18 protein-coding genes are annotated in these 21260 nt (G+C 51.0%); all 18 read right to left on the bottom strand.

Annotated elements, in window-relative coordinates; genetic code table 11:
* Window positions 1-20: 20 nt before the first annotated feature.
* The 18 genes from O3661_RS03875 to O3661_RS03790 all read right to left on the bottom strand — a co-directional run bounded on the left by O3661_RS03875 (window position 21) and on the right by O3661_RS03790 (window position 21166).
* Window positions 21-470, bottom strand: coding sequence for a low molecular weight protein-tyrosine-phosphatase (locus O3661_RS03875; RefSeq protein ID WP_107724022.1), 450 nt, complete (start codon window positions 468-470; stop codon window positions 21-23).
* Between the two features lie 170 nt (window positions 471-640).
* Complete coding sequence (locus O3661_RS03870; protein ID WP_107724023.1) at window positions 641-1768, bottom strand: polysaccharide export protein; 1128 nt, start codon at window positions 1766-1768, stop codon at window positions 641-643.
* A gap of 43 nt (window positions 1769-1811) precedes the next feature.
* On the bottom strand, window positions 1812-3713 hold the full coding sequence (locus tag O3661_RS03865) for a nucleoside-diphosphate sugar epimerase/dehydratase (protein ID WP_107724024.1): 1902 nt from the start codon (window positions 3711-3713) through the stop codon (window positions 1812-1814).
* Window positions 3714-3824: 111 nt separating this feature from the next.
* Window positions 3825-5000: a DegT/DnrJ/EryC1/StrS aminotransferase family protein gene (locus tag O3661_RS03860; RefSeq protein ID WP_107724025.1), complete on the bottom strand. Its 1176-nt coding sequence runs from the start codon at window positions 4998-5000 to the stop codon at window positions 3825-3827.
* Window positions 4993-5772 (bottom strand): methionyl-tRNA formyltransferase, encoded by a 780-nt coding sequence (locus O3661_RS03855; protein WP_371492352.1) that lies wholly within the window; start codon window positions 5770-5772, stop codon window positions 4993-4995. Before O3661_RS03855 ends, O3661_RS03860 begins: the two co-directional genes overlap by 8 nt.
* Before the next feature lie 13 nt (window positions 5773-5785).
* Window positions 5786-6478: an HAD family hydrolase gene (locus O3661_RS03850; protein ID WP_371492351.1), complete on the bottom strand. Its 693-nt coding sequence runs from the start codon at window positions 6476-6478 to the stop codon at window positions 5786-5788.
* Complete coding sequence (locus O3661_RS03845) at window positions 6471-7445, bottom strand: ATP-grasp domain-containing protein (RefSeq protein ID WP_371492350.1); 975 nt, start codon at window positions 7443-7445, stop codon at window positions 6471-6473. The genes O3661_RS03850 and O3661_RS03845 overlap by 8 nt, the downstream gene beginning before the upstream one ends.
* Window positions 7432-8049, bottom strand: coding sequence for a sugar transferase (locus tag O3661_RS03840; RefSeq protein WP_049333552.1), 618 nt, complete (start codon window positions 8047-8049; stop codon window positions 7432-7434). The genes O3661_RS03845 and O3661_RS03840 overlap by 14 nt, the downstream gene beginning before the upstream one ends.
* Window positions 8042-9214 (bottom strand): glycosyltransferase, encoded by a 1173-nt coding sequence (locus O3661_RS03835; protein WP_371492348.1) that lies wholly within the window; start codon window positions 9212-9214, stop codon window positions 8042-8044. Before O3661_RS03835 ends, O3661_RS03840 begins: the two co-directional genes overlap by 8 nt.
* Before the next feature lie 13 nt (window positions 9215-9227).
* Window positions 9228-10298, bottom strand: a complete 1071-nt coding sequence (locus tag O3661_RS03830; RefSeq protein ID WP_254347044.1) for a glycosyltransferase family 4 protein — start codon at window positions 10296-10298, stop codon at window positions 9228-9230.
* Window positions 10295-11605, bottom strand: coding sequence for an O-antigen ligase (locus O3661_RS03825; protein ID WP_293199123.1), 1311 nt, complete (start codon window positions 11603-11605; stop codon window positions 10295-10297). The genes O3661_RS03830 and O3661_RS03825 overlap by 4 nt, the downstream gene beginning before the upstream one ends.
* Window positions 11606-11647: 42 nt before the next feature.
* Window positions 11648-13075 carry an oligosaccharide flippase family protein gene (locus tag O3661_RS03820; RefSeq protein WP_371492346.1) on the bottom strand — a complete coding sequence of 476 codons (1428 nt, stop codon included), beginning with the start codon at window positions 13073-13075 and terminating at the stop codon, window positions 11648-11650.
* Between the two features lie 168 nt (window positions 13076-13243).
* Window positions 13244-14551, bottom strand: coding sequence for a nucleotide sugar dehydrogenase (locus O3661_RS03815; protein WP_004520865.1), 1308 nt, complete (start codon window positions 14549-14551; stop codon window positions 13244-13246).
* A 574-nt stretch (window positions 14552-15125) separates the two neighbouring features.
* Entirely contained in the window at window positions 15126-16229 is a 1104-nt protein-coding gene (ribD, locus tag O3661_RS03810; RefSeq protein WP_371492345.1) for a bifunctional diaminohydroxyphosphoribosylaminopyrimidine deaminase/5-amino-6-(5-phosphoribosylamino)uracil reductase RibD, read from the bottom strand.
* Between the two features lie 14 nt (window positions 16230-16243).
* Window positions 16244-16696, bottom strand: a complete 453-nt coding sequence (gene nrdR, locus O3661_RS03805; protein ID WP_003748978.1) for a transcriptional regulator NrdR — start codon at window positions 16694-16696, stop codon at window positions 16244-16246.
* Window positions 16697-16894: 198 nt separating this feature from the next.
* Window positions 16895-17737, bottom strand: a complete 843-nt coding sequence (locus tag O3661_RS03800) for a class II glutamine amidotransferase (RefSeq protein WP_371492344.1) — start codon at window positions 17735-17737, stop codon at window positions 16895-16897.
* 135 nt (window positions 17738-17872) lie between these two features.
* The gene (locus tag O3661_RS03795; protein WP_371492343.1) at window positions 17873-18709 is read right to left on the bottom strand and encodes a PHP domain-containing protein; all 837 of its coding nucleotides are present in this window, start codon (window positions 18707-18709) and stop codon (window positions 17873-17875) included.
* A 60-nt stretch (window positions 18710-18769) separates the two neighbouring features.
* Entirely contained in the window at window positions 18770-21166 is a 2397-nt protein-coding gene (locus O3661_RS03790; RefSeq protein ID WP_371492373.1) for a penicillin-binding protein 1A, read from the bottom strand.
* Between the last annotated feature and the right edge of the window lie 94 nt (window positions 21167-21260).

Below are 21260 nucleotides of genomic sequence, written 5' to 3'. Positions count from 1 at the left end.
CTTTCTTGTTCATGCCGGTTTTATACCGGTTGAGTTTTTCCGTGTAGTTTGGTTTTCCAAGTGTCTGCGGCAGTATTGAGCTGTTCAAAAACGGCTTCAAACATTTCACTGCTTTGTTTGTATGGGTCAGGTACGGTTTTTTTAGGCAACCATTGGGCAAACAGCATGGTTTTGCTGCGTGCCGGCGGATGGATGTCGGCCACCATGTCGATTTGACAGGGCTCCATGACGAGAATCAAATCGGCCTGTTCGCACATTGGGGCGGTCAGTTGGCGTGCCGTATGGCCTGCAACGATAACGCCGTGTTTGAGTGCGGTTTTGATGGCTTGGAAATCGGCATCCTTACCTGCCAGTGCTTTTATGCCGGCGCTGCTGATGCGGCGGCCGGGTAGTTTTTTCTGCATGATCCGCTCTGCGGTGGGGGAGCGGCAGATGTTGCCTAGGCAGACGATGAGTATGTTGTGGTACATGATATTGTTTCGGTTTATGGTCTGAAAAAAGCGTGAGTCAGACTATAAGGTACTACTTTTCCGTTTGTGCGGTGTGTACGGCTTTTATATGCCGTTTATGTAATTTGGTCGGATTGTGCGTGATTTTGTATCCTGCTGTCAAACAAGGGTCTGACAGCAGGAATCACTGCTTATTTAAACGTATTGTCGAGGGTGTTGACGTTGCTGATGGAGTTTGTAATTTGTGACATTACGCGGTTCCAGCGGGTAACCGGGGCGGCGGTAACGTAAACGGTGTCTTCCGAACGCAGTTTGAATTCGCTGCCCAGTGCGTAAGAGGTCGCATCTTTCAGGTTGAGCTGGTAGATGTGGATAGGTTTGGCCGCATCTTCAGGTACGCGGCGGATCACGAATACGCCGGTTGCATCCGCATAGGCTTGGTTCATGCCGCCCACTTCGCCGAGCGCTTGGGTCAGGTTGAGGCCGTGATTGCCGATCGGCAGGGTGGCTTGTTTGCCGACTTCGCCCATGATGTAGATTTTGTTGTTGCTGCTGTTAGGAACGTAAACGATGTCGCCATGGCTGAGGAGATGGTTTTGCGACATATCGCCGTATTGCAGCATGTCTTGCAGGGAAATGGTGCGGTCGACGCCGTTGTGCGTCCATTTGATGTGTTGGGTGTCGGCACTTTGGGTGACACCGCCTGCTTGGTTGATGGCATCCAAAATGGTCATCGGAATATTGGTAATCGGTAGTTGACCTGCTTGGTTGATGGCACCGGATACAGAAATACGTTGCGAACGGAATTCGGTAACGTTGATGGCTACTTGAGGGTTTTTGATGTAGCGTTTCAGAAGGCTGGCCAGGGTATTTTGCAATTCGTCCAAAGTTTTGCCTTTAGCTTGAATTTTGCCTGCCAACGGGTAAGTGATATAACCGCCCTCATCTACCCAGGCGCCGCGGCTGACTTGGTTGGTTTGCGGGTTGCTTTGCTGGATGGGGGAATTAAGGTCGGAGTGCGCCCAAACCATGATATTGAGGACATCGCCACTGCCGATGCGGTAGCGGTAAGCGCTTTTGCTTTGCTCCAAGCCTTGGTTGGCTTGGGAAAGTACGGGTGGCGTACGCATTTTTTCAATCAGGTTGGGCGTGATGGGGTAAACGGCAACACGGCTGTCGAGGTTGGTATCGGCTGCGGTGTCGGTATCGGTGTAAACAATGGTTTTGGTTCTGGTTTTGATGGTTGAACCAGGAATGACTGTTGTGCTGTTGCAGGCAGTCAGTGCGAATAGAGTAAGCAGGGAGAGCGTTTTTTTCATGTAGTAGTCCTTGCGGGATAGTGTCCGGACCGTCTGAAAATGTTCAGACGGCCTTATTGTTTTGTTGCCAAACCAAGTCGCAGATATCGTCTTTAGGTACGAAGCCTGTCGGTGCGCGCAGCAGAAGCTGGCGCAGGCTGTTTTGGTCGCTTTGGAGACAAGCGGTTTGGAGTTCCGACAGTATGTCAGATAATTGCGTCCATGGAAGCATTACTTCACTGGCGGTCATAATACGGGGATGAGTGGTTTTTTGCACCTCGTCGCCGATGAGCAGTTCTTCATAAAGTTTCTCACCCGGGCGCAGGCCGGTAATCTTGATTTCGATGTCGCCGTGCGGGTGTTGCTCGTCTTTGACTTTGAGACCGCTGAGGACAATCATTTGACGGGCAAGGTCGATGATTTTGACAGATTCGCCCATGTCGAGGACGAATACGTCGCCGCCTTTACCCATTGCGCCGGCTTGGATAACCAGTTGCGCCGCTTCGGGAATGGTCATGAAGTAGCGGGTAATGTCTTGGTGGGTCAGGGTAATCGGGCCACCTTCGGCAATTTGTTTTTCAAATACCGGGACAACGGAGCCGGACGAACCCAATACATTGCCGAAACGCACCATGCAGAAGCGTGTTTTTTGTTCTGGCTCGGCGGCAAGCGCTTGCAGGCAGAGTTCGGCCATGCGTTTGCTGGCGCCCATGGTGTTGGTCGGACGGACGGCTTTGTCGGTGGAAATCAAAACAAAGGTGGAAACGCCAGCATCTACGGCAGCCTGCGCGCAGCAGAGTGTGCCGAACACGTTGTTTTGAATGCCTTCGATGGTGTTGAACTCTACCATAGGGACGTGTTTGTAGGCTGCGGCATGGTAGACGGTGTCGACGTGATAGGCTTGCATAATGCTGCTGAGGCGGTCTTTGTTTTGAACCGAACCCAAAAGCGGTACGACTTCGACTTGGCTGCCTTGCGCGGCTTGGGTTTCGCGCAATTCTTTGTCTATGCTGTATAGGGCAAATTCGGATAATTCAAACAACAGCAGTTTGGTCGGACGGCAGTTGAGAATCTGACGGCAAAGTTCGGAGCCGATAGAGCCGCCTGCGCCGGTCACCATCACGACTTTGTCGCTGATGTCGGCACTCATTAATTCAGGGCGCGGTGCCACAGGGGCGCGGCCGAGCAAATCGACCACAGAGATTTTTTTCAATGAGCTGACGTTGATTTTGCCGTCCACCAAATCTTTCATGCCCGGAATGGTCAGGACTTCGCATTTGTATGCTTCGAGGCGGCGGATGATGTCTTTGCGTTCTTCCGGCGTAGAACTTGGAATCGCCAGCAGAATTTTGCGTACGCCGTAGCGGCTGATCAGCATCGGGATTTCGTTGGGGTTGTAGACGGCAAGGTCATAGATGACGGTACGTTGGATTTTCGGGTTGTCATCGACAAAGGCGATGGCCGAGTATTCGTTAACCTGTTTGATGGCTTCCAACAACTGGCGGCCGGATTGGCCTGCACCGTAGATGATGACGGGGGTCATTTGTTTGCGGTGATGATCGGTCAGAATCGCACGCAGGATCATACGCGAGCTGGTCACGCCGACCACCAAGACCAAGAAATAGACGATGGGCAGGGCAAGGTGCAGTTTTTGCTCAAAAACCAGGGTGGTCAGGCAGAACAAGACCGCTGAAATAATGCTGCCGAATGCGGCGGCGGTCAGGACGCGGACGCTGACGAAGCGCGTAACGGCGCGGTAGAGGCCGATACGGATGAAAAGGATGATGGTCAGCAACGCAGTGCTGCCGAAAGCTAGCCAGTTGGCGATACTCAACCATTCGTCGGAGTATTGCACTTTGAGGCTTTGGGCAAACCAAAACGCCACGAATATCATCAAGATATCGTGAATGACGAAGAAGGTTTTTTTTAGATTGCGCGGCAGAGCCAGCAGGGTTTCCAAGTTCATTTTATTTTTTACGTGTGTCTGAGTGTTGTAATGTGGCTTGGTACGGATTGTTTGAAGCAGGCTGTTTTGCTTTTTTCAGACGGCCTGAAGTTGCAGGCCGTCTGAAAATGATTATGCCGTGGCTTCAGTCAATACGGCTTCTATGTTTTCTTTGCAGAACGCAATTTCTTCATCGGTCAGGGTTGGGTGCACCAAGAACATCAGGCTGGTGTCGCCCAACTCGACAGCGTTTTTCAAACGCTCTTTCGGACGCCAAGGCGTGTTGTCAAAGGCTTTTTCCAAATACACTTCGGAGCAACTGCCTTGATAGCATGGCACTTTGCGCGCGTTCAGTTCGTTGACGATGCGGTCGCGTGTCCAGCCTTCTTTCAGGTGTTCGGGTTTGACGAAAACGTAGAACTTGTATTGCGCGTGTTCGATGTAGTCGGCCACTTCAACCAAACGGATGCTGGCAAATTTGCCCAAGCTTTCAGCCAGTTTGGCAGCGTGCGCTTGACGGCGGGCAGTCCATTCAGGCATGCGTTTGAGCTGGATGCGGCCGATGACCGCCTGCATTTCCATCATGCGCCAGTTGGTGCCGAAGCTTTCGTGCAACCAGCGGAAACCGGGTGCGTGTTCGCGGTGGTACACGGCATCGTAGCTTTTGCCGTGGTCTTTGTACGACCACATTTTGCTCCACAGCTCTTTGTCGTTGGTAGTAACCATGCCGCCTTCGCCGCCGGTGGTCATGACTTTGTCTTGGCAGAACGACCAAGCACCGACGTGACCGATAGAGCCGACGGATTTGCCTTTGTATTTCGCACCGTGCGCTTGGGCGCAGTCTTCGATAACCCACAAGTTATGTTCTTTTGCCAAAGCCATGATGTCGTCCATTTCGGCAGGCATACCGGCAAGGTGAACCACGATGATGGCTTTGGTGTTTGGCGTCAAAGCGGCTTTGATGGTTTCGGCGCTGATGTTTTGGCTGTTCAAATCGACATCGGCAAACACCGGATTTGCGCCGGCGGTCACGATGCAGGACGCTGAAGCCAAGAAAGTACGCGAAGTGACAATCACATCATCGCCTTGGCCGATACCCATTGCTTTGAGGGCTACGTCCAAAGCCAACGTACCGTTGGAAAGGGCGACGGCGTATTGCGTGCCGACAAAGGCAGCAAATTCTTTTTCAAATTCGCGACATTCCGTACCTGTCCAGTAGTTGACTTTGTTGGACAGCAGGACTTTGGAAACGGCATCGGCTTCTTCTTGAGTAAAGCTTGGCCATGGGGAGAGTGATGTATTAAGCATTTGTTTTTCCTGCAAAAAGACTGGTTGAGCCTTTAGGGGCGATTTCTTCCAGCAGTTGGCGGTTGATCAGGGTGTATTTTTGACCGTTGATTTCGACGTATGCGCCGTCGTAAGGCGGGAACCAGAAGGCGCGGATTTTCTTCTCGATATTGTCGCCGTCGCGGATTTGCTTCATGGCTTCCATTTCGTCACGGCTGATGTAGCGGCCACCGATGTTTGGCGTGGTCAGCAATTTGGTTTTCGACTCGATGGCGAGGATGATGATGCGTCGTGCGAAATCTTCCAATGCCTGCATGGTTTTGCGTTCGAGCGATTGTGCGGTTTCTGTTTCGGCGTCGATGGGGAAGCGGTCCACTTCGATGATTTCGCCGGTGTCGATGGAGGCATCGACGTAGTGGGCGGTATTGCCCCATTCGTTCAACTCGTCCATGATGGCCAGGTTGTAGCCGCCTGTGCCTTTGTATTCGGGCAACAGCGCAGGGTGGAAGTTGATCGTGCCTAAAGTCGGAATGCTCAGGAATTCATCACGCAGCTTGCGCCAGTAAAGGACGGACAAGCCCAAATCGTATTTCAGACGGCCTTCTCGCATTGCTTCCAAAGCCGTATCGAAGGTGTACAGGGGCAAGCCCAATTCCTGCGCGGCAGCCGTGGTCGGCGAGCCTTGCAGATGGCTGTCGGTCAAGACACCGACGATTTCGATATGGTCTTGTTTGGTCAAAAAACGAAGCAGGTTGGCGGAAACCTGTTTACGACCCATAAATAAGATTTTCATGGAGAAATGTCCCTTATGCATTTGCTTTTTCGGTGGCGGAAGTTGTCAGTGTAGTCAGTTCTTCCAGGGTGTTTATCCAAAGGGTGGGCTGGTATTCACGACCGTATTGCTCGGGCTCGGCTTGATGAATATTGTGCAGCTTAGGCATGATGCCTATGGAGAGCCAACCCAGTTTGTTGGGTGCGACAAAATCTTTTTTGATGTTGTCGCCGATGTAGATGAAACGTTTTGCAGCCGGATATTTGTTTTGCAGGAAGACAAAACGTTTGTCGTCGGGTTTTTCCGATTGCATGGCTTCCGAAATCAAAATGTCGTCAAACAAATCGGTCAAACCCAAGGCCTGTATTTTCAAACGCTGTGTCAGACTGCGGCCGTCTGTAATCAGGGCGCATGCGGCAAAAGGGCGCATCAGCTTCCGTAAAAAAGACGGTTCAACATAGGGTCGGATAACAGGCCTATGTAGTCGATATTGCCACAAAAGTGATTGTTTCTCTAGTTCGTTTAATTTGCAATGATGACACAAATTGGCGAGCCAGTCTTTACTTTTATTGTCTGCAATTTCATTTAGTACGTCGGCATCGTATTGAGGGTAAAGCGACGTAATTATCCCTACAACTGCCTGTATTCCAGAGCATTTGTAGTCGTACTCAGAGTAAAGCGTATCGTCAAGATCGAAGACGATGACGGATTCTTCCGGCTTAATCATGTTCTCTTACCAAAACCTTAGCATCGTAACGAAGCATGATTAAATTGTTTTCCCAGTCGTCGGAGAAAGGGACGTCTTGGCCGCCGATGTATTCTTGAATCAGCCAGCCCGGATAGTTGCCGCCTGCGGCGTAAGTCAACGGGAAACCGCCGCCGAAACGCGGGTTGATTTCTACGCCGTAGGTTGTGCTGTCGGTTTTGCTGACGAAGAATTGCGCGGTAATGCAGCCGCGTGCGCCTTCCAATACGGCTATTTTTTCAACCAGCTCGTTATATAGGGCATTGCGTCGGGTTGCGCCTTTGCTGACTTCGCCGGTGCGCACTTCTAAACGCTCGCGAGGAATGGCGCATTTCAGACGGCCTTGACGGTCGTAATACATATCGACGGTAAACTCGGAGAAAGTATTCTCAATATCGATGTATTGGGCGAACATCATTTTCGGGTCTTCGGTAATGTCGACAGTCAAATCAGCCGGTGTGTTGATTTTTTTCGCACCGATGGCTCGGCTGCCGTCATAAGGCTTGGCAAAACATGGGAAAACCAAGCGGTCACGTTCGTAAATTTCAGGCGAACGGATGCCGTATTGTGCAAACAGGCCTGCGGTCAGGCGCTTGTCGCGGCACAGGGTAATCAGCTTTGCATCAGAAATGACAATATGTATTCCTTCAGCTTCAAAACGGTCACGTGCTTCGGCCAGTTTGAGCAGCTCGGTATCAATGGTTGGCACGATCAGACCGATGTCGTGTTGTTTGGCCAGCTCGAAAATGCTGTCAATGTATTCGGCTGCATCGATGCGCGGCACGCTGAAAGCGCGGTCGGCAACATGGCAGGCAGAAGACATGTGGGGGTTGAGGTCAGTGGCAAAAACGCCGATGCCGTCTGAAAAACGTGCGGCTTCGGTTTGGAAGTCCTGCACCAATTCGACACGGCGACCTGCCGACAGAATCAGTATGTTATTTTTTTTCATCAGTTTTATTACCCGTGAAATAAGGCATGGTGGCTTCTCCTTCGGCTGAGATGCCTTCTTTGACGAAGACTTTTTTAACCGTCAGGAACAAAATTTTGATATCCAGCCAAAAGCTGAAGTTGTCGATGTACCAAACATCGTGGGCGAATTTTTCATCCCATGAAATGGCGTTGCGGCCATTGACTTGCGCCCAACCGGTCACGCCCGGTTTCATTTCGTGACGGCGGTTTTGGAAGTCGTTGTACAACGGCAGGTAGTGCATCAGCAGCGGACGAGGGCCAACTAGACTCATCTCGCCTTTTAAGACATTCCATAATTCAGGAAGTTCGTCCAAACTGGTAGCACGTAATTTTTTGCCGAAATCGGTCAGGCGTTCGCTGTCCGGTAGCGGGTTGCCGTCTTTATCGATTGCATCGCGCATGGAGCGGAATTTAATCATTTTAAACGGCTTGCCATCCTTGCCCGGCCGCTCTTGGATGAAGAACACAGGCGAGCCTAAGTTTTTGCGGATGAGGTACACCAAAATCAAAAACACAGGCGACAGGATAATCAGCCCTGAAGCGGAGGCAACAATGTCAAACAGGCGTTTGAAAAATTTATTCATGAGCTAATCTTTCAATCAGGTTGACGATTTTTTGATAGGCAACGTCGCGCTTGAAGCGGCGGACGATTTCTTCGGACTGAACAGGATCGTCTTTGCGCTTCAAAATATCTTTGGCAGCTTTAACGAAGCTGTCCACATCTCCGGAACGGTAGTTCGCATGCGGCAGCAGGGTAAGGACTTCGGCAACTTCGTCGTTAACCTGGCTGTTCAGAATCGGTTTTTGCAAAGCCATATAGTCGGAAAGTTTGTTGGTAATCGACTGCATGGCGTAAGAGTGGATGGCGTTGACGGAAATGTCGCAGCCTTTGGCGACCGACATCATTTCGGCGTAAGGAATGTAGCCGTAGAACTTGATGCCGTCGCAGGCATATTGTTTGAGCCTGTCCAAATCGGGGCCACCGCCCATGATGTGCAACTCGACGTTTTCGCCGGCATCCAACAGTTTGCGAACGCCTTTGCACACGGTTTCCACGTCATAGCTGTAACTGAGCGTGCCCAAGTAGAAAAAGCGGGTTTTGTCGTCGCCAAAATCTTTGGCAGGCGCGGCATCGAGTTTGGGAAAATCCGCGCCGATATAAACGACTTCGCCAGGTACGTTCGGATTGGCTTCTTTGGCGCGGTTGAGATAAGTCTGCGATACGGCAACCAGTGCGTCGGCGTAGCGGTAGGCTTGATTGGCGCGTGAAGCAAAGGGCAGTAGGTTGTGCGGTACTTTTTTCAAAAACGGTATGACCGAGGAGAAAGACTCCGGCCATACATCCTGCACATCGACAATCAGTTTGTAGCCCAAACGCGCTTTGTGTTTGCCCAACAGTAGGTTGGTGGCAATCAGCGGATAGGCGGAAAAGACGACGTCTTGTTCGCCCGGACGGCAGTTTTCCAACCATTTTTCAAAATGTTTGATGAAGCGGTGATGGCTGGTCACGCGTCCCAAAGACACGTTTTTGCTGTATCCGCTTTCTTCCAATAGCATGACTTTCAGACGGCCTTGTGAGGCGGCCTCGGCATCTTCAGGCCGTCTGAAAGATTTGTCGTAGTGCTTGAAGTTGCTGGTAATCAGCAACACGTCATGCGACTGCGACAACAGCTCGGCAAGATACCAGAAGCGGTTGAAATGCGGCTCGGACGGCAGCGAGCAATAAGGGGCGACGATGGTAATGTTCATGTTTCAGACGGCCTTACATTTCGTACGCAGCCATGGTGGTGCGGTAGATTTCGTCGTCGGAGCATAAGGTCTCAACGTGTTTGTGCAGGGCTTTGCCCATTTGACTGCGCAACTCAGGATGCTTGATGAGTGTATCGACGGCTTCGATAAACGCTTCGTCATCGCCGAAAGGAATGCAGTAGCCGGTTTGGCCGGTGATGACCATTTCGGAAATGCCCGCCATGTTGTAGGTCACGACAGGCGTGTCGTAAAGGCCGGCTTCCAAAATATTGTTGCCGACACCTGCGCCGTGGTCGCCCACGCAATGCGGCGTGTTCACCAAAATATCGACTTCTTTGAAGTAGCCGGTCAAGTCGCGGACACCGCCGAGGAAGGTGACTTTGTCTTCAATGCCCAAACGTTTGGCTTGGGCTTTGAGGTTGTCCATTTCTTCGCCGATACCTGCAACGTTGAGGCGTACAGGCATGCCGCGGTCAACCATTTTCTTCAAAATATCCAACATCAGATGCACGGCGCGGACGGTGTCCAAACGGGAAAGCGTGCCCAGTTGGACATAGTCTTTGACCGTTTTTTCAGGAACGAAATCTGCTTTGTGCAGGGCGTTGTAAGTGTAGGTGATACGGTTGGCAGGGAAACCGTAACGGATGAGTTTTTCGCGTTCGTGTTTGCAGTTGCCGATGATGTACACGCCCAGCTTGTCGAAAAGCTTGGCAATTTTCGGATAAGTTTCCGGATCAAGGCCGCGCGCGTGGTAGAACACTTTGGTTTTCGGCGAAGCGAACTTGGCTGCAATGGCGCAGGCCGGAACGATACGCGCCATTTGACAGTGAATCACATCAGGTTTTTCTTTTTTCAGCAGTTTCATATAGGCAAACATGCCTTTGACGTAACCCAATAATCCGCCTTGGTAAAAATCGATCGGCTGCCAACGGATGCCCAATGCTTGCGCTTCCTGAATCAAAGGGCCGTCTGAAGAGGCTAATACGATATCGTGTCCGCGTTGTTTGAGCAGGCGGCCGAGGCGGAAAGTGGCGTTTTCAGTGCCACCGAGGCCGGACATGGAGGTAGTCAGGATGATTTTCATGATGGTTTCTTCGTATCGTATAGTGTTTCGTTGTATGCGTAAGCGGCCATATCTTTCAGCTTGGGCGCAACAAATACGCTGTAAATAAAAATCAGCAGGCAGGGCAGCCAGATAAACGGCATACGCAAAATGGTGGACGGAATAAAACCGGCCAGCAGGAAAATGCCCAAGGCAACCCAAGCCAAAACGCGCGATTTGCCGGTTACTGCTCGGTTTGAGGCGGTGTAGAGGAAATAACACGCCACAAAAGCAATAAAGCCGAGCAAGGAAATCATGCCGAAACCCAAATACAGCTCGATGATGAAGCTGTGTGGGTTTTCAAAGCCCAAGCTGCCGCTCAAATGGCCGCCGAAATATTCGCGGAAGTTTTTAGGACCGTAGCCGGTCAGCAGCAGGGGCGGATTGTTCCAGAAGTAGTTGTAAATCTCCTGACGGTAGGACACGGAGTTGTCGCTGCCTAAGTCGTACAGGAAGAGGTACACGCGGCTGGAAAAGCGTTCCAAAAACTGGTTGCCGTTGAGCGATAGCAAAAATTCCGCAATCGCGCGTGACGGAATCATCGACAACACCAATGCCAGCAAACCAGCGACGCCGACCGTAATAAAACCGTTTTTGCGATAGGCTGTATAAACCAACAAAATCAATAGATAACAGCCGATGGCGGTACGCGATACGCTGGCGAAAATGGCCATGCCCAACAGCAGGAACAAACCCCAGCCAAGTAGTTTTTCTTTGTGTTTCCGTCCTTGGAGTTGGAAGAAAAACAAAATGGCAGGCGCAAGGCAGACTGCAGTGGCGGCAAGGTTGTTCGGGTTAAAGAACAAGCCTTTGAGCGAGCCTTCATCAATAGCCAACTCATCGCTGGCACTCACAAACTGAATACCGGTGGCCAGTTCTGCAAACGGCGGCACGGCGATAAACAGCGTAAATACGATGAGGAACTTCTGAATCGTTCCCAAAGGGTCGTCGGCGCGCTTCAATACTTGGTAAAACAAGTAGAAGAAAGCCGGAACCGCCATAAAAAATAAAATATCCATGTACTGTGTCGGTGTCAGCGACGTAATGCCCATGTGGATGGCAGGCCAGATGCACATGGCGGTCAGTGCGCAGAGCATGGCAAAAATCTTGCGCGGAATATGCTTGCTTTCCAGAAAAAATACGACAAAACCAAGCAGTACAAATATCAGGGTCAGCGGGTTGTCGATACGCGGTACGCCGACCTTAAAGGACAGCGCAGGCCCCAGCATATAGGCTGCGAGCATGATGTATAGGATGTAAGTGTATAAGTTCAGACGTTTTATTTTCATAGTCGTGCTGTTGTTATCGTAGAGACGTGAATCTCAGGTTGGCTATTTTGCCGAACGGTTTAATTTGGCTTTGATTTTTTCGGTCGCGGCAAATAGTGCGTGTTTGTATTTTAGGAACAGGAAACCCAGTCCGACTGCCCATGCCAGCGCAAACCAAATGTAGTTGTCGCGCGTACCCAGCCAAGTGTAGGCAAGGCAGATTATCAGGCAGAGCGTTGAGTTGGTATAAATCTTCAGGCGCGGCAAAGGCTGCCACAGGTGTGAAGAGAATTCGGTTTTCAAGATGAAAAACAGCCAAAAAGCCGTTGCGCTGGCCATAGCCGCACCTTTTGCACCGAATTTCGGCACCAGCAGATAGAGCAGGGCGGTATTGGCGATAAAGGCAACGATGTTGATGACGGTAATCAGCCAAGTCGAGCGGACGACGTTCAAACCGATGCCGCTGACTTCGGTCAGCGTGTAAAACAGGGGAAAGAGCATACACGAGAGCAGGATAAATTGAACCTGCGTGTATTTTTCCGGCAGTATCCAGGTCGCCATCGGAGAGAAAATCCCGATGAGGCAAATCATTGCGCTAATGAGGACGGTCATGGAAAGCGTGATGTCGCCGATTTTGTCCAGATTGGTTTTTTCTTCTACCCATTTAAACACCAAAGGTGCCCAAATGGTGGAGAACACGCTTTGGAAAATCAGGGCGACGGCGCCAAAGCTGACCGCCATTGAATAAATACCCAACTCGTCCAAGCCCGAGATATTCTTGAGGACAAAACGGTCAATCGAAGTTAAACCCCAATAGGCCAAGTTGCCGAATGCCAGCGGCAGGCCGTAGCGCAGGCCGTCCCGATGCAACTCAGGCGACCATTTCGCATGGGAAACGGCTTGCAGGTCTCGGCGCAGCTGATATATCAATAGCACAACGGTCAGCACTTGGGCGGCAGTGTAGGCAAAAACCAGCGAAGTGGTATTGGCAGGCAAGCCGGAAGCAATCACGGCAAAAACCAACACCAAAATCAAGAATTTCGGCGCAAGCTGGCTGACGGAAAAAGCCAATGCCTGTTCTTTCATCCGCAAAATCAGGGCTAAAAAACGGGTAATCAGCGTGGTGGCCAAGAAAATCAGAAAGAGAATCCCCAAATTTGCACTGGGGATGTCAAAAATGATTTCAGACGGCCATGATGCGTTTATCAGTAACACTAAAACCACAACCGCCACAGTCAGAATCAATGGCGATAAAAAAACGGATTTGAACAGCGCGGCCTTGTCTTTAACGGCGTAATAGTCGCGAATATAGGATTGGTCCAGCCCCAAGCCCAAGAGCAGAATGCTCAGTCCGGCAATGGTCTGCAAGAGTACGATACGGCCGATGTCTTCCGCAGGGAAGTACCATGAGATGAGTGGCAGGGAAAGCAGGCCGAAGGCGGCGCTTCCTACCGGGCCCAATGCGTAGCCGAGGATTTTTTTCGCGTTCATATTATTTGTTTTCAGACGGCCAGAAGTTCGAGCTGAGCGTTTTTCGTAAGAGATGCGTTGTTACCGTTGCCGGTTTGCCAAGGCCGTCTGAAAAACAAATGGCCTTGGGAAACCGGCCGCCGTCCCAGTTGGGGAAACCGGAGGCAGCCGGATGCGTCTGAAGCAAGATTATGCTTTGATGACTTTAGGATTTTTCACTGGGAATTTGCCGCGTGTATCGACAATCAGCTTGGCATGTTCGGTGATCATGTCATAGTCGAATTTGTCGTGATCGGTGGTCAGAACCACGCAATCGTATTGAGCAACAGTTTCAGGAGTCAGCGCTTCGCTCTTCAGGTCGAAGTAGTGGTGGCCGGGGATGTGTGGGAACTCTGGAACGTGTGGGTCAGAGTAGGAAACCACTGCGCCCAGTTTGTGCAGGCGGTCCATAACTTCCACAGACGGGCTTTCACGCATATCGTCCACGTTTTTCTTGTAGGCGATACCCAATACCAAGATTTTGCTGTCTTTGATAGAACGGTTATGGTCATTCAAAGCCAGGCCGACTTTTTCGATAACGTAGTCGGGCATATGGGAGTTTACTTCACCGGCCAATTCGATGAAACGGGTGTTTACACCGTATTCGCGTGCTTTCCAAGTCAGGTAGAACGGGTCGATAGGGATACAGTGGCCGCCCAAGCCTGGACCTGGGTAATAAGCGACGAAGCCGAATGGTTTGGTTGCAGCGGCATTGATGACTTCGTGAATGTCGATGCCCATTTTGTCGGCAACGATTTTCATCTCGTTCACCAAGCCGATGTTTACGGCGCGGTGGATGTTTTCCAGAAGTTTGGTCAGCTCGGCAGCTTTGGTGGAGCTTACTGGAACAACTTTATCGATGGCAGGTTGGTACAGCGCCAGGCCGACTTCCAAACAGGCAGGGGTATGGCCGCCGATGACTTTTGGAATGGTACGAGTTTCAAAGTTAGGGTTACCCGGGTCTTCACGCTCAGGAGAGTAAACCAAGAATACGTCTTGACCGACTTTCAAGCCGCCTTCTTCCATGCGCGGCAGCAACTCTTCTTCGGTAGTGCCGGGGTAGGTAGTAGATTCCAAAGACAGCACTTGACCGGCGCGCAGGTAAGGTTTTACCGCATCGGTAGTGTCAATCACAAAGCTCATGTCCGGCTCGCGGTATTTGTTCAGCGGAGTCGGTACGCACAAAATGACGGCTTCTACTTCGCCGATGCGGGAGAAGTCGGTCGTTGCTTCAAACAGGCTGTTGGAAGCAGCGGCAATTTTGTCGGAAGGGATATGCTCGATGTAGCTTTCGCCTTTGTTGAGCTTGTCGACTTTGTTGGTGTCAATGTCGAAACCCAAAACTTGGTAACCGATATCCACATAGCGCAACATCAGTGGTAAACCGACGTAGCCTAAGCCAACGATGCCGATTTTTGCGGTCTTATCGGCAAATTTTTGTATCGTAATGTTTTTCATGATGTCTTTCGTGTAATGAATGAGTAAATCGGGAGAGTTCGCCCGATGCCTGAGTTGTTTGCTGCAACCGCATAGCCATAGCCGGCTGCCGTATCGTGTGAAGCCTTAAAACCATACTTATAATTACATTAGACAAAATCATAAGCACTTATCTGATTCGTCTCAATCAAAAAAGTTTAACGGTCGTTCAGACGGCCTATAAGGCATGAAAACGGTATTCTTGAATACTTAATTTTCAGAAGTTACGTTCAACTACATGTTTTGATTTTAGATATTGTTTTGTCAAATTTATGGTTCATGAAATGAAACTACCGTTTATGCCGTTTAAAACCCTTCTAGAATAAAAACTTTTAATAAATTTTCGTGGCTTAACTTATCTTAATAATCCATTATTTCGTGATGAAAAAAAGGAAAATTTGTCGACAATCAGCTTGAGGATAGTTAACTTAAGTCAAAGTTTTAAATTGGAATACGCTAAAGTCATTATAATATATTGACGAAAAAATTACATTTATTGCTATGTAAATGATAGATATATTCTATTTGCAATGGTTTAATTATTAAATTGAGGCAATTAGACGGATTTTTTTCGGAGAACCCATTTAATGTCCTGTCCGATGATTTCTACCGATTGACTTTGCCAAGGGCCGTCTGAAAGTAGGGCGGTCGGATTTTCAGGGAGGGAGAATAGAGGTTTGCCTGCGCCCAATAGTTTCGGCGCTTGGTAGAGGACGATTTCATCCACCAAGTCATCCTTCAGGAAGGCTGAGGCAAGTGTTGAGCCGGCTTCTACCAGAACTTCGCCAAAGCCAAGCTCTGCCAGTCGCGGCATGAGGGAAAGAAGATTGATGCGGTCGTTGATGTGTTCAGACGGCCTGATGATGCGGATATGTTCAAATGCACTTAGAGCCTGCAAACGTTGTTCGTCTGAGGAAAGGGTAACGATAACGGTCGGGCTTTCGGTATCGGTCACGAGGTGGCAGTCCAAAGGGATTTGCAGCCGGCTGTCCAAGACGATACGCGCAGGTTGGCGTAGGGTGGGGAAGCTGCGGACGTTGAGTTTCGGGTTGTCGGCAAGTACGGTACCGATACCGGTCAAAACGGCGCAACTTTCGGCACGGAGAATTTGTACGTCTTCGCGTGCTGCTTCGCCGGTAATCCAAAAGCTGCGGCCGTCTGAAAGGGCGGTTTTACCGTCCAAGCTGGCGGCGCATTTGAGGCGGACGAACGGTCTGCCGCGTTCGATACGAGACAGGAAACCGCGGTTGAGTTCGCGCGCCTGAGCTTCCAACAAACCGCTTTCGGTACGGATTCCGGCGGCTTCCAACATAGACAAGCCTTTGCCTGCGACCAACGGGTTAGGGTCGGTCATGGCGGCGACCACGCGCGTTACGCCGGAATGAACCAGCGCTTCGGCGCATGGCGGTGTGCGGCCGTAATGGCTGCAAGGCTCCAGCGTAACATAGGCTGTTGCGCCTTTTGCCGCCGCTCCGGCTTGCCTTAAGGCATGAACTTCAGCGTGCGGCTCGCCTGCTTTGACGTGGAAACCTTGTCCGACGATTTGTGCGCCGTGTGCAATCATGCAACCGACGCGGGGATTGGGGGAAGTAGAAAACCGCCCAAGCTTGGCCAGCTCGAGGGCGGTTTGCATCATTTGGGTATCAAGTGCGGAAAACATGGTTTCAGACGGCCTTATTTGGCTTTACATTCGGCGATGACTTGGGTGAATTCGGAAACGTCTTTAAAGCTTTTATAGACAGACGCGAAGCGGACATAAGCGACTTGGTCGATTTTTGCCAGCTCTTCCATCGCCATTTCGCCGACGATGCGCGAAGCGACTTCTTTTTTGCCCAAACGGTAGAGGCGTTGCTCGATAAGGGCAACGGTTTCATCGATTTGTTCTTGTGTGACAGGACGTTTGTGCAGCGCACGCTCAAGGCTGGTCTGCAGTTTGTGCGGATTGAAGGGAACCCGTGTGCCGTTGGATTTGATGACTTGCGGCATCCGCATTTCAACGGTTTCAAAAGTGCTGAAGCGTTGTCCGCATTCCAAGCATTTGCGACGGCGACGGATGCTGTTGGTGTCTTCCAGCCATCGCGAGTCGGTTACTTGTGTGTTGGGGTGTTGGCAAAACGGGCACTTCATCGGGTTTCCTTGTCATACGCTCGGCAAGGTCGCTAAGCAATTGAATTTATTGTTTGTGAACTATTATTGTAGCGGATTGCGTTATTTTCGTATAGTAAAGGCTTTTCGCTGGATTAAGTATAAAAAGGCCGTCTGAAAGGGCAACTTGAGCGAAGTTGAGCCTTTCAGACGGCCTTGAGTTTTTCAGCCAATCAACCGTTAAACCGATACGCCGACGGCACGGGCGATTTCCAAACCTTCTTCCGCACTCATATAAACCGGATTTTCGGGGCGGTCGCTGCGGACAATGTCGCCGTCTTGAAACATCACCAATTCATTGACTGCCAATTGCGACCAGGTTTCATCTCGCGTCAGGGGCAGGGTGGCGATGACGGAAACTTTATCGTTCGGGGTGGTCACTTCTGAAAAATCGACCATGACATCATCGTCCAGCAAACGCGCTTTGCCAAACGGGGCTTTGCGCACGATGTAGTGCAGTAAGGTGCTGGCGTGGGCAAATAGGCAGTCGCCGTTGGACATCACAAAGTTGAACAAGCCGTAGCGGCGGATTTCATGGGTCAGGCCGGCGATGGCATCAAACAAAACTTCAGGTTCGGGCTTGGTGGCAAAGCGGCTGCGCAGGCGGTTGAGAATAAAGCAGAACGCGCGTTCGGAATCGGTCGTGCCAACGGCATGGTAGTACTCGCCCTGCTCGGGGTAAAAATCAATCAAATGGCCGTTGTGGGCAAACAGCCAATATTCGCCCCACATCTCGCGCATGAAGGGATGAGTGTTCGCCAATGAGGTTTGGCCTTGTGAGGCCTTGCGGATATGGGCGATAACGTTTTCAGATTTGATTTGGTAGGCGCGCACCAAGTCAGCAACGGGCGAGTTGGCGCTGGGTTTGTCGTCGTGAAACAAGCGCACGCCTTTGCCTTCGAAAAAGCCGATACCGAAGCCGTCGGCGTGGTGGTCGGTAATGCCGCCGCGACGGCGGAAGCCTTCAAAAGAAAACATGATGTCTGTGGGCGTGTTGCAATTCATGCCGAGCAGTTGGCACATGGCGTTAACCTTTATTTTTGGGGTATTTATAGGGTTATTATGGTGTATCGGGCAGGCAGTTTCAATATGTAGAGTGTGATATGTTTATAACTGTCTCATACTTGGCGGGCCGTCTGAAAAATTGCTGTCAAAAATTCAGACGGCCTTAAAGTGTTTCCAGACCGGGTGGCATTGTTCGGGTAAGTCGGGGCAGGCGCCGAGTATACCGCCGCTGAAGTCGTTGGGGCGGTGGAAGTCGCTGCCTGCGCTGGCGAGAAAGTCGAAGCGGTCGGCAAGCAGGGCATAGTTGAGGCGGTCGTTTTTGCAGCAGTTGCCGCTGTGTACTTCAATCCCTGCGCCACCGAGATTTTTAAATTCTTGAAACAGGTTTCGTTTGGCGGTGGCAGATAATTCATAGCGCATCGGGTGGGCAATAATGGCCATGCCACCCGCGCCTGTAATCGCGGTTACGCAGTCTTCCAGTGTGGCCCATTCGTGTCTGACGGAACAGGATTTGTCGTCGCCCAGGTATTTGGTAAATGCCTGCTGTTTGTTTTTAACATGGCCTGCGCGGATGAGGAATTCAGCAATGTGGGTGCGGCTGGCCATTTCTTTGTTGGCGGCTAATGCCAGCGCGCCTTCATACGCGCCTGTGATGCCTTTTTTTTCCAGTTTGGCCGCGATGGCTTCCAATCGTTTCAGACGGCCTTTGCGGACTTCGGCAAGAAGGTTTTGCAGGGTTTCGTTGTGTTCGTCAAAGTCCAAGCCGACAATGTGGATGGTGCGGCCGCGCCAAGTGACGGATATTTCTACGCCGTTGACGAAGGGGAGGCCGAGGGTATCGGCTTCGGCACGAGCTTCGGCCAGTCCGCCTGTGTGGTCGTGGTCGGTCAGGGCGAGCAGGGTGCAACCGTTTTGACGGGCGAGTCGGACGACTTCGGTTGGGGACAGCATGCCGTCTGAAACGGTCGAATGGCAGTGTAAATCAATCATGGTTTTGCTTTGAATTTTCTCAAAAAAGGCCGTCTGAACGTTTCAGACGGCCTTGATTTGTTAGAACAGAGAGTCCAGTTGTTGTTTGTTATTGTTGCCGGTATTGCTTGGCAGAACTGGGGTTTCGTCTAATTCTTCACGGGCTGGCGCATTGCCGCTCTCGGTGCGGCGGCGGTTTTCATTCGGAACCGCGCGACGGGCAGGTTGAGCGGGGCGCGGTGCAACGCCGCTGTTGTCCAAGGCCAGGTCGGAGCTGGTGGTCATGCGTTCGCGCATATACACTTCGCCACCATTTGCAACCACGCCTTCAGGCGCTTTCATCGGTTTGACGCTGGTGCCTTTCAGGGCAAAGCGCATGTATTCTACCCATACCGGTACGGCGATTGTACCACCGTAACCTGCACGACCCATGCTGCGCGGTTTATCAAAGCCGATATAGACGGCAGTCACAACGCTAGGGTTGAAGCCGACAAACCATGCGTCTTTGTTGTCGTTGGTGGTACCGGTTTTACCGGCGATGTCGGCGCGGCCGAGTGCGGCTGCACCACGTGCGGTACCGACACGGACAACGTCTTGCATGATTTTGTACATGATGTAGGCGTTGCGTGGGTCAATGGCCTGAGGCGCGTTCTCACCGGCTACCAAAGGTTGCATTTGCGCTCTCAGACGGCCTTGGCTGTCGTAGATTTTGTCGATGACGTGGGCAGATACTTTGTAACCGCCGTTGGCAAAGACGCTGTAACCTTCTGCAATACGCAACGGCGTGGTTTCGCCTGTACCCAAAGCCATAGACAGGCTGGCAGGAATTTCAGACGGCTTGAAGCCGAAGCGTTGGATGTATTGTTGTGCGTAACCGATACCGATAGACATCAGAATGCGGATGGACACCATGTTTTTCGAAGCGGTCAAAGCCTGGCGCAGCGTGATGTAACCGGAATAGCGGCCGTCTGAATTTTTCGGGTTCCACGCTTTGCCGTTTGCACCTTTGCCCGGTAGGGAAATCGGCGCATCGTTAATCATGGTAGAGGCAGTCATGCCTTTTGCCAAAGCGGCAGAATAAACGAACGGTTTGAACGTCGAACCGGGTTGGCGCATGGCTTGAGTTGCGCGGTTGAAGGTTTTGCTGTGGTAGTCATAGCCGCCGACCAATGCACGGACTGCACCGGTTTTTGCATCTAAAGACACCAATGCGCCTTGCAACAAAGGCTCTTGAACGACGGTAAAGGTATCGCCGCTGCCTTTAACACGAATGACGGAGCCGCGGCGGATGCGGTCTTCGCCCATTTTTTCGTTGTTGACTGCACGGGCGGCAAAGCCTAAAGCGTGGCTGTTCAGCGTGACTTTACGGCCGCTCGGCAACTGAATCTGTACACCTTTGCGTGAAGCTTCCAATACAACCGCCGGAATCATTTTATCGACGGTGTAAAGTGTAGAAAGGTATTGGCTGACGGTTTCTTCTACGTTGTCGCTTTTGCTTAGGTCAATGTAGTTTTCTGCACCGCGGTAGCTGCTGCCGCGGTCGAAGTTGCGCAGAACTTTACGCAGGGCTTCGGTGGCCACGCGCTGGTGTGCGGTGTCGACGGTGGTATATACCTTGAAGCCTTGAGTGTAGGCATCTTCGCCGTATTTCTCAAATAGCTCTTGACGTACCATTTCGGCAACGTACAGGGCGCTTTGATCGATGTTTTGTACAAAACGCTCGTAATGCAACTCTTCTTTCAAAGCCTGATCGCGTTGCTGCAGGGTAATCATGCCTTCTTCCAGCATATTGTTCAGAATATAAGCCTGACGCAGTTTGGCACGCTCAGGGTTCACAATCGGATTGTAGGCGGAAGGGGCTTTGGGCAAGCCGGCCAGCATGGCGGCTTCGGCCAATGTTAATTCATTAACATTTTTATTGAAATAAATTTGGGCTGCAGATGCAAAACCATAAGCGCGTTGACCTAAATAGATTTGGTTGAAGTACAGCTCCAAAATCTTGTCTTTGCTCAAAGACTGCTCGATTTTATAGGCCAACAGGGCTTCGTTGAATTTACGGGTGAATGAACGCTCGCTGCTCAGGTAGAAGTTTTTGGCAACCTGTTGCGTAATCGTACTGGCACCGGATTGAACGCCGCCGGCCATGACGTTGCCGATCGCGGCACGCGCTACGCCCCAAACGTCCACACCCCAGTGGTCATAGAAGCGTTTGTCTTCGGCGGCAATCACGGCGTCTTTCAAAATTTTCGGGAAGTCGCCGATTTTGGTAAATTCACGCCGTTGTTCGCCGTAAACGCCAATGACTTGGCCGTCTGAAGAATAAATCGTCAGCGGCATTTTTGGTTTGTAGTGTTGTAAAGTGTCCAAAGACGGCAGCTTCGGATAGGTGACCAAAATTGCAATTGCAATCAGCCCCACACCGAAAAGAGCCAGTCCCAATAAGAGACCCAGGCAGGTCGTTATAATCTTTTTAATCATGACTAAGTAATAATTTGCCATTAATGGCGATAAATAAAGTAAAATGGGAAACGATTTCTATCAGCCACAGTCAATACTGTGTAAAGAATAAGAA

Origin of the sequence: Neisseria sp. 20925_1_37 (assembly GCF_041433255.1) — a bacterium.
Classification (GTDB): Bacteria; Pseudomonadota; Gammaproteobacteria; order Burkholderiales; family Neisseriaceae; genus Neisseria; species Neisseria flavescens_D.
Note: the sequence above shows the minus strand (reverse complement) of the source record. Positions and strands in the feature narration are given on the sequence as shown.

Bases quoted from the DNA above. Each gene is read 5' to 3' on its own strand.
- O3661_RS03855 (WP_371492352.1), bottom strand. From the start codon at position 5,772: ATGAAAATCTTATTTATGGGTCGTAAACAGGTTTCCGCCAACCTGCTT.
- O3661_RS03850 (WP_371492351.1), bottom strand. From the start codon at position 6,478: ATGATTAAGCCGGAAGAATCCGTCATCGTCTTCGATCTTGACGATACG.
- ribD (WP_371492345.1), bottom strand. From the start codon at position 16,229: ATGTTTTCCGCACTTGATACCCAAATGATGCAAACCGCCCTCGAGCTG.
- O3661_RS03790 (WP_371492373.1), bottom strand. From the start codon at position 21,166: ATGATTAAAAAGATTATAACGACCTGCCTGGGTCTCTTATTGGGACTG.
- O3661_RS03825 (WP_293199123.1), bottom strand. From the start codon at position 11,605: ATGAAAATAAAACGTCTGAACTTATACACTTACATCCTATACATCATG.
- O3661_RS03820 (WP_371492346.1), bottom strand. From the start codon at position 13,075: ATGAACGCGAAAAAAATCCTCGGCTACGCATTGGGCCCGGTAGGAAGC.
- O3661_RS03860 (WP_107724025.1), bottom strand. From the start codon at position 5,000: ATGCTTAATACATCACTCTCCCCATGGCCAAGCTTTACTCAAGAAGAA.
- O3661_RS03875 (WP_107724022.1), bottom strand. From the start codon at position 470: ATGTACCACAACATACTCATCGTCTGCCTAGGCAACATCTGCCGCTCC.
- O3661_RS03815 (WP_004520865.1), bottom strand. From the start codon at position 14,551: ATGAAAAACATTACGATACAAAAATTTGCCGATAAGACCGCAAAAATC.
- O3661_RS03800 (WP_371492344.1), bottom strand. From the start codon at position 17,737: ATGTGCCAACTGCTCGGCATGAATTGCAACACGCCCACAGACATCATG.
- O3661_RS03845 (WP_371492350.1), bottom strand. From the start codon at position 7,445: ATGAAAAAAAATAACATACTGATTCTGTCGGCAGGTCGCCGTGTCGAA.
- O3661_RS03870 (WP_107724023.1), bottom strand. From the start codon at position 1,768: ATGAAAAAAACGCTCTCCCTGCTTACTCTATTCGCACTGACTGCCTGC.
- O3661_RS03865 (WP_107724024.1), bottom strand. From the start codon at position 3,713: ATGAACTTGGAAACCCTGCTGGCTCTGCCGCGCAATCTAAAAAAAACC.
- O3661_RS03795 (WP_371492343.1), bottom strand. From the start codon at position 18,709: ATGATTGATTTACACTGCCATTCGACCGTTTCAGACGGCATGCTGTCC.
- O3661_RS03830 (WP_254347044.1), bottom strand. From the start codon at position 10,298: ATGAAAATCATCCTGACTACCTCCATGTCCGGCCTCGGTGGCACTGAA.
- nrdR (WP_003748978.1), bottom strand. From the start codon at position 16,696: ATGAAGTGCCCGTTTTGCCAACACCCCAACACACAAGTAACCGACTCG.
- O3661_RS03835 (WP_371492348.1), bottom strand. From the start codon at position 9,214: ATGAACATTACCATCGTCGCCCCTTATTGCTCGCTGCCGTCCGAGCCG.
- O3661_RS03840 (WP_049333552.1), bottom strand. From the start codon at position 8,049: ATGAATAAATTTTTCAAACGCCTGTTTGACATTGTTGCCTCCGCTTCA.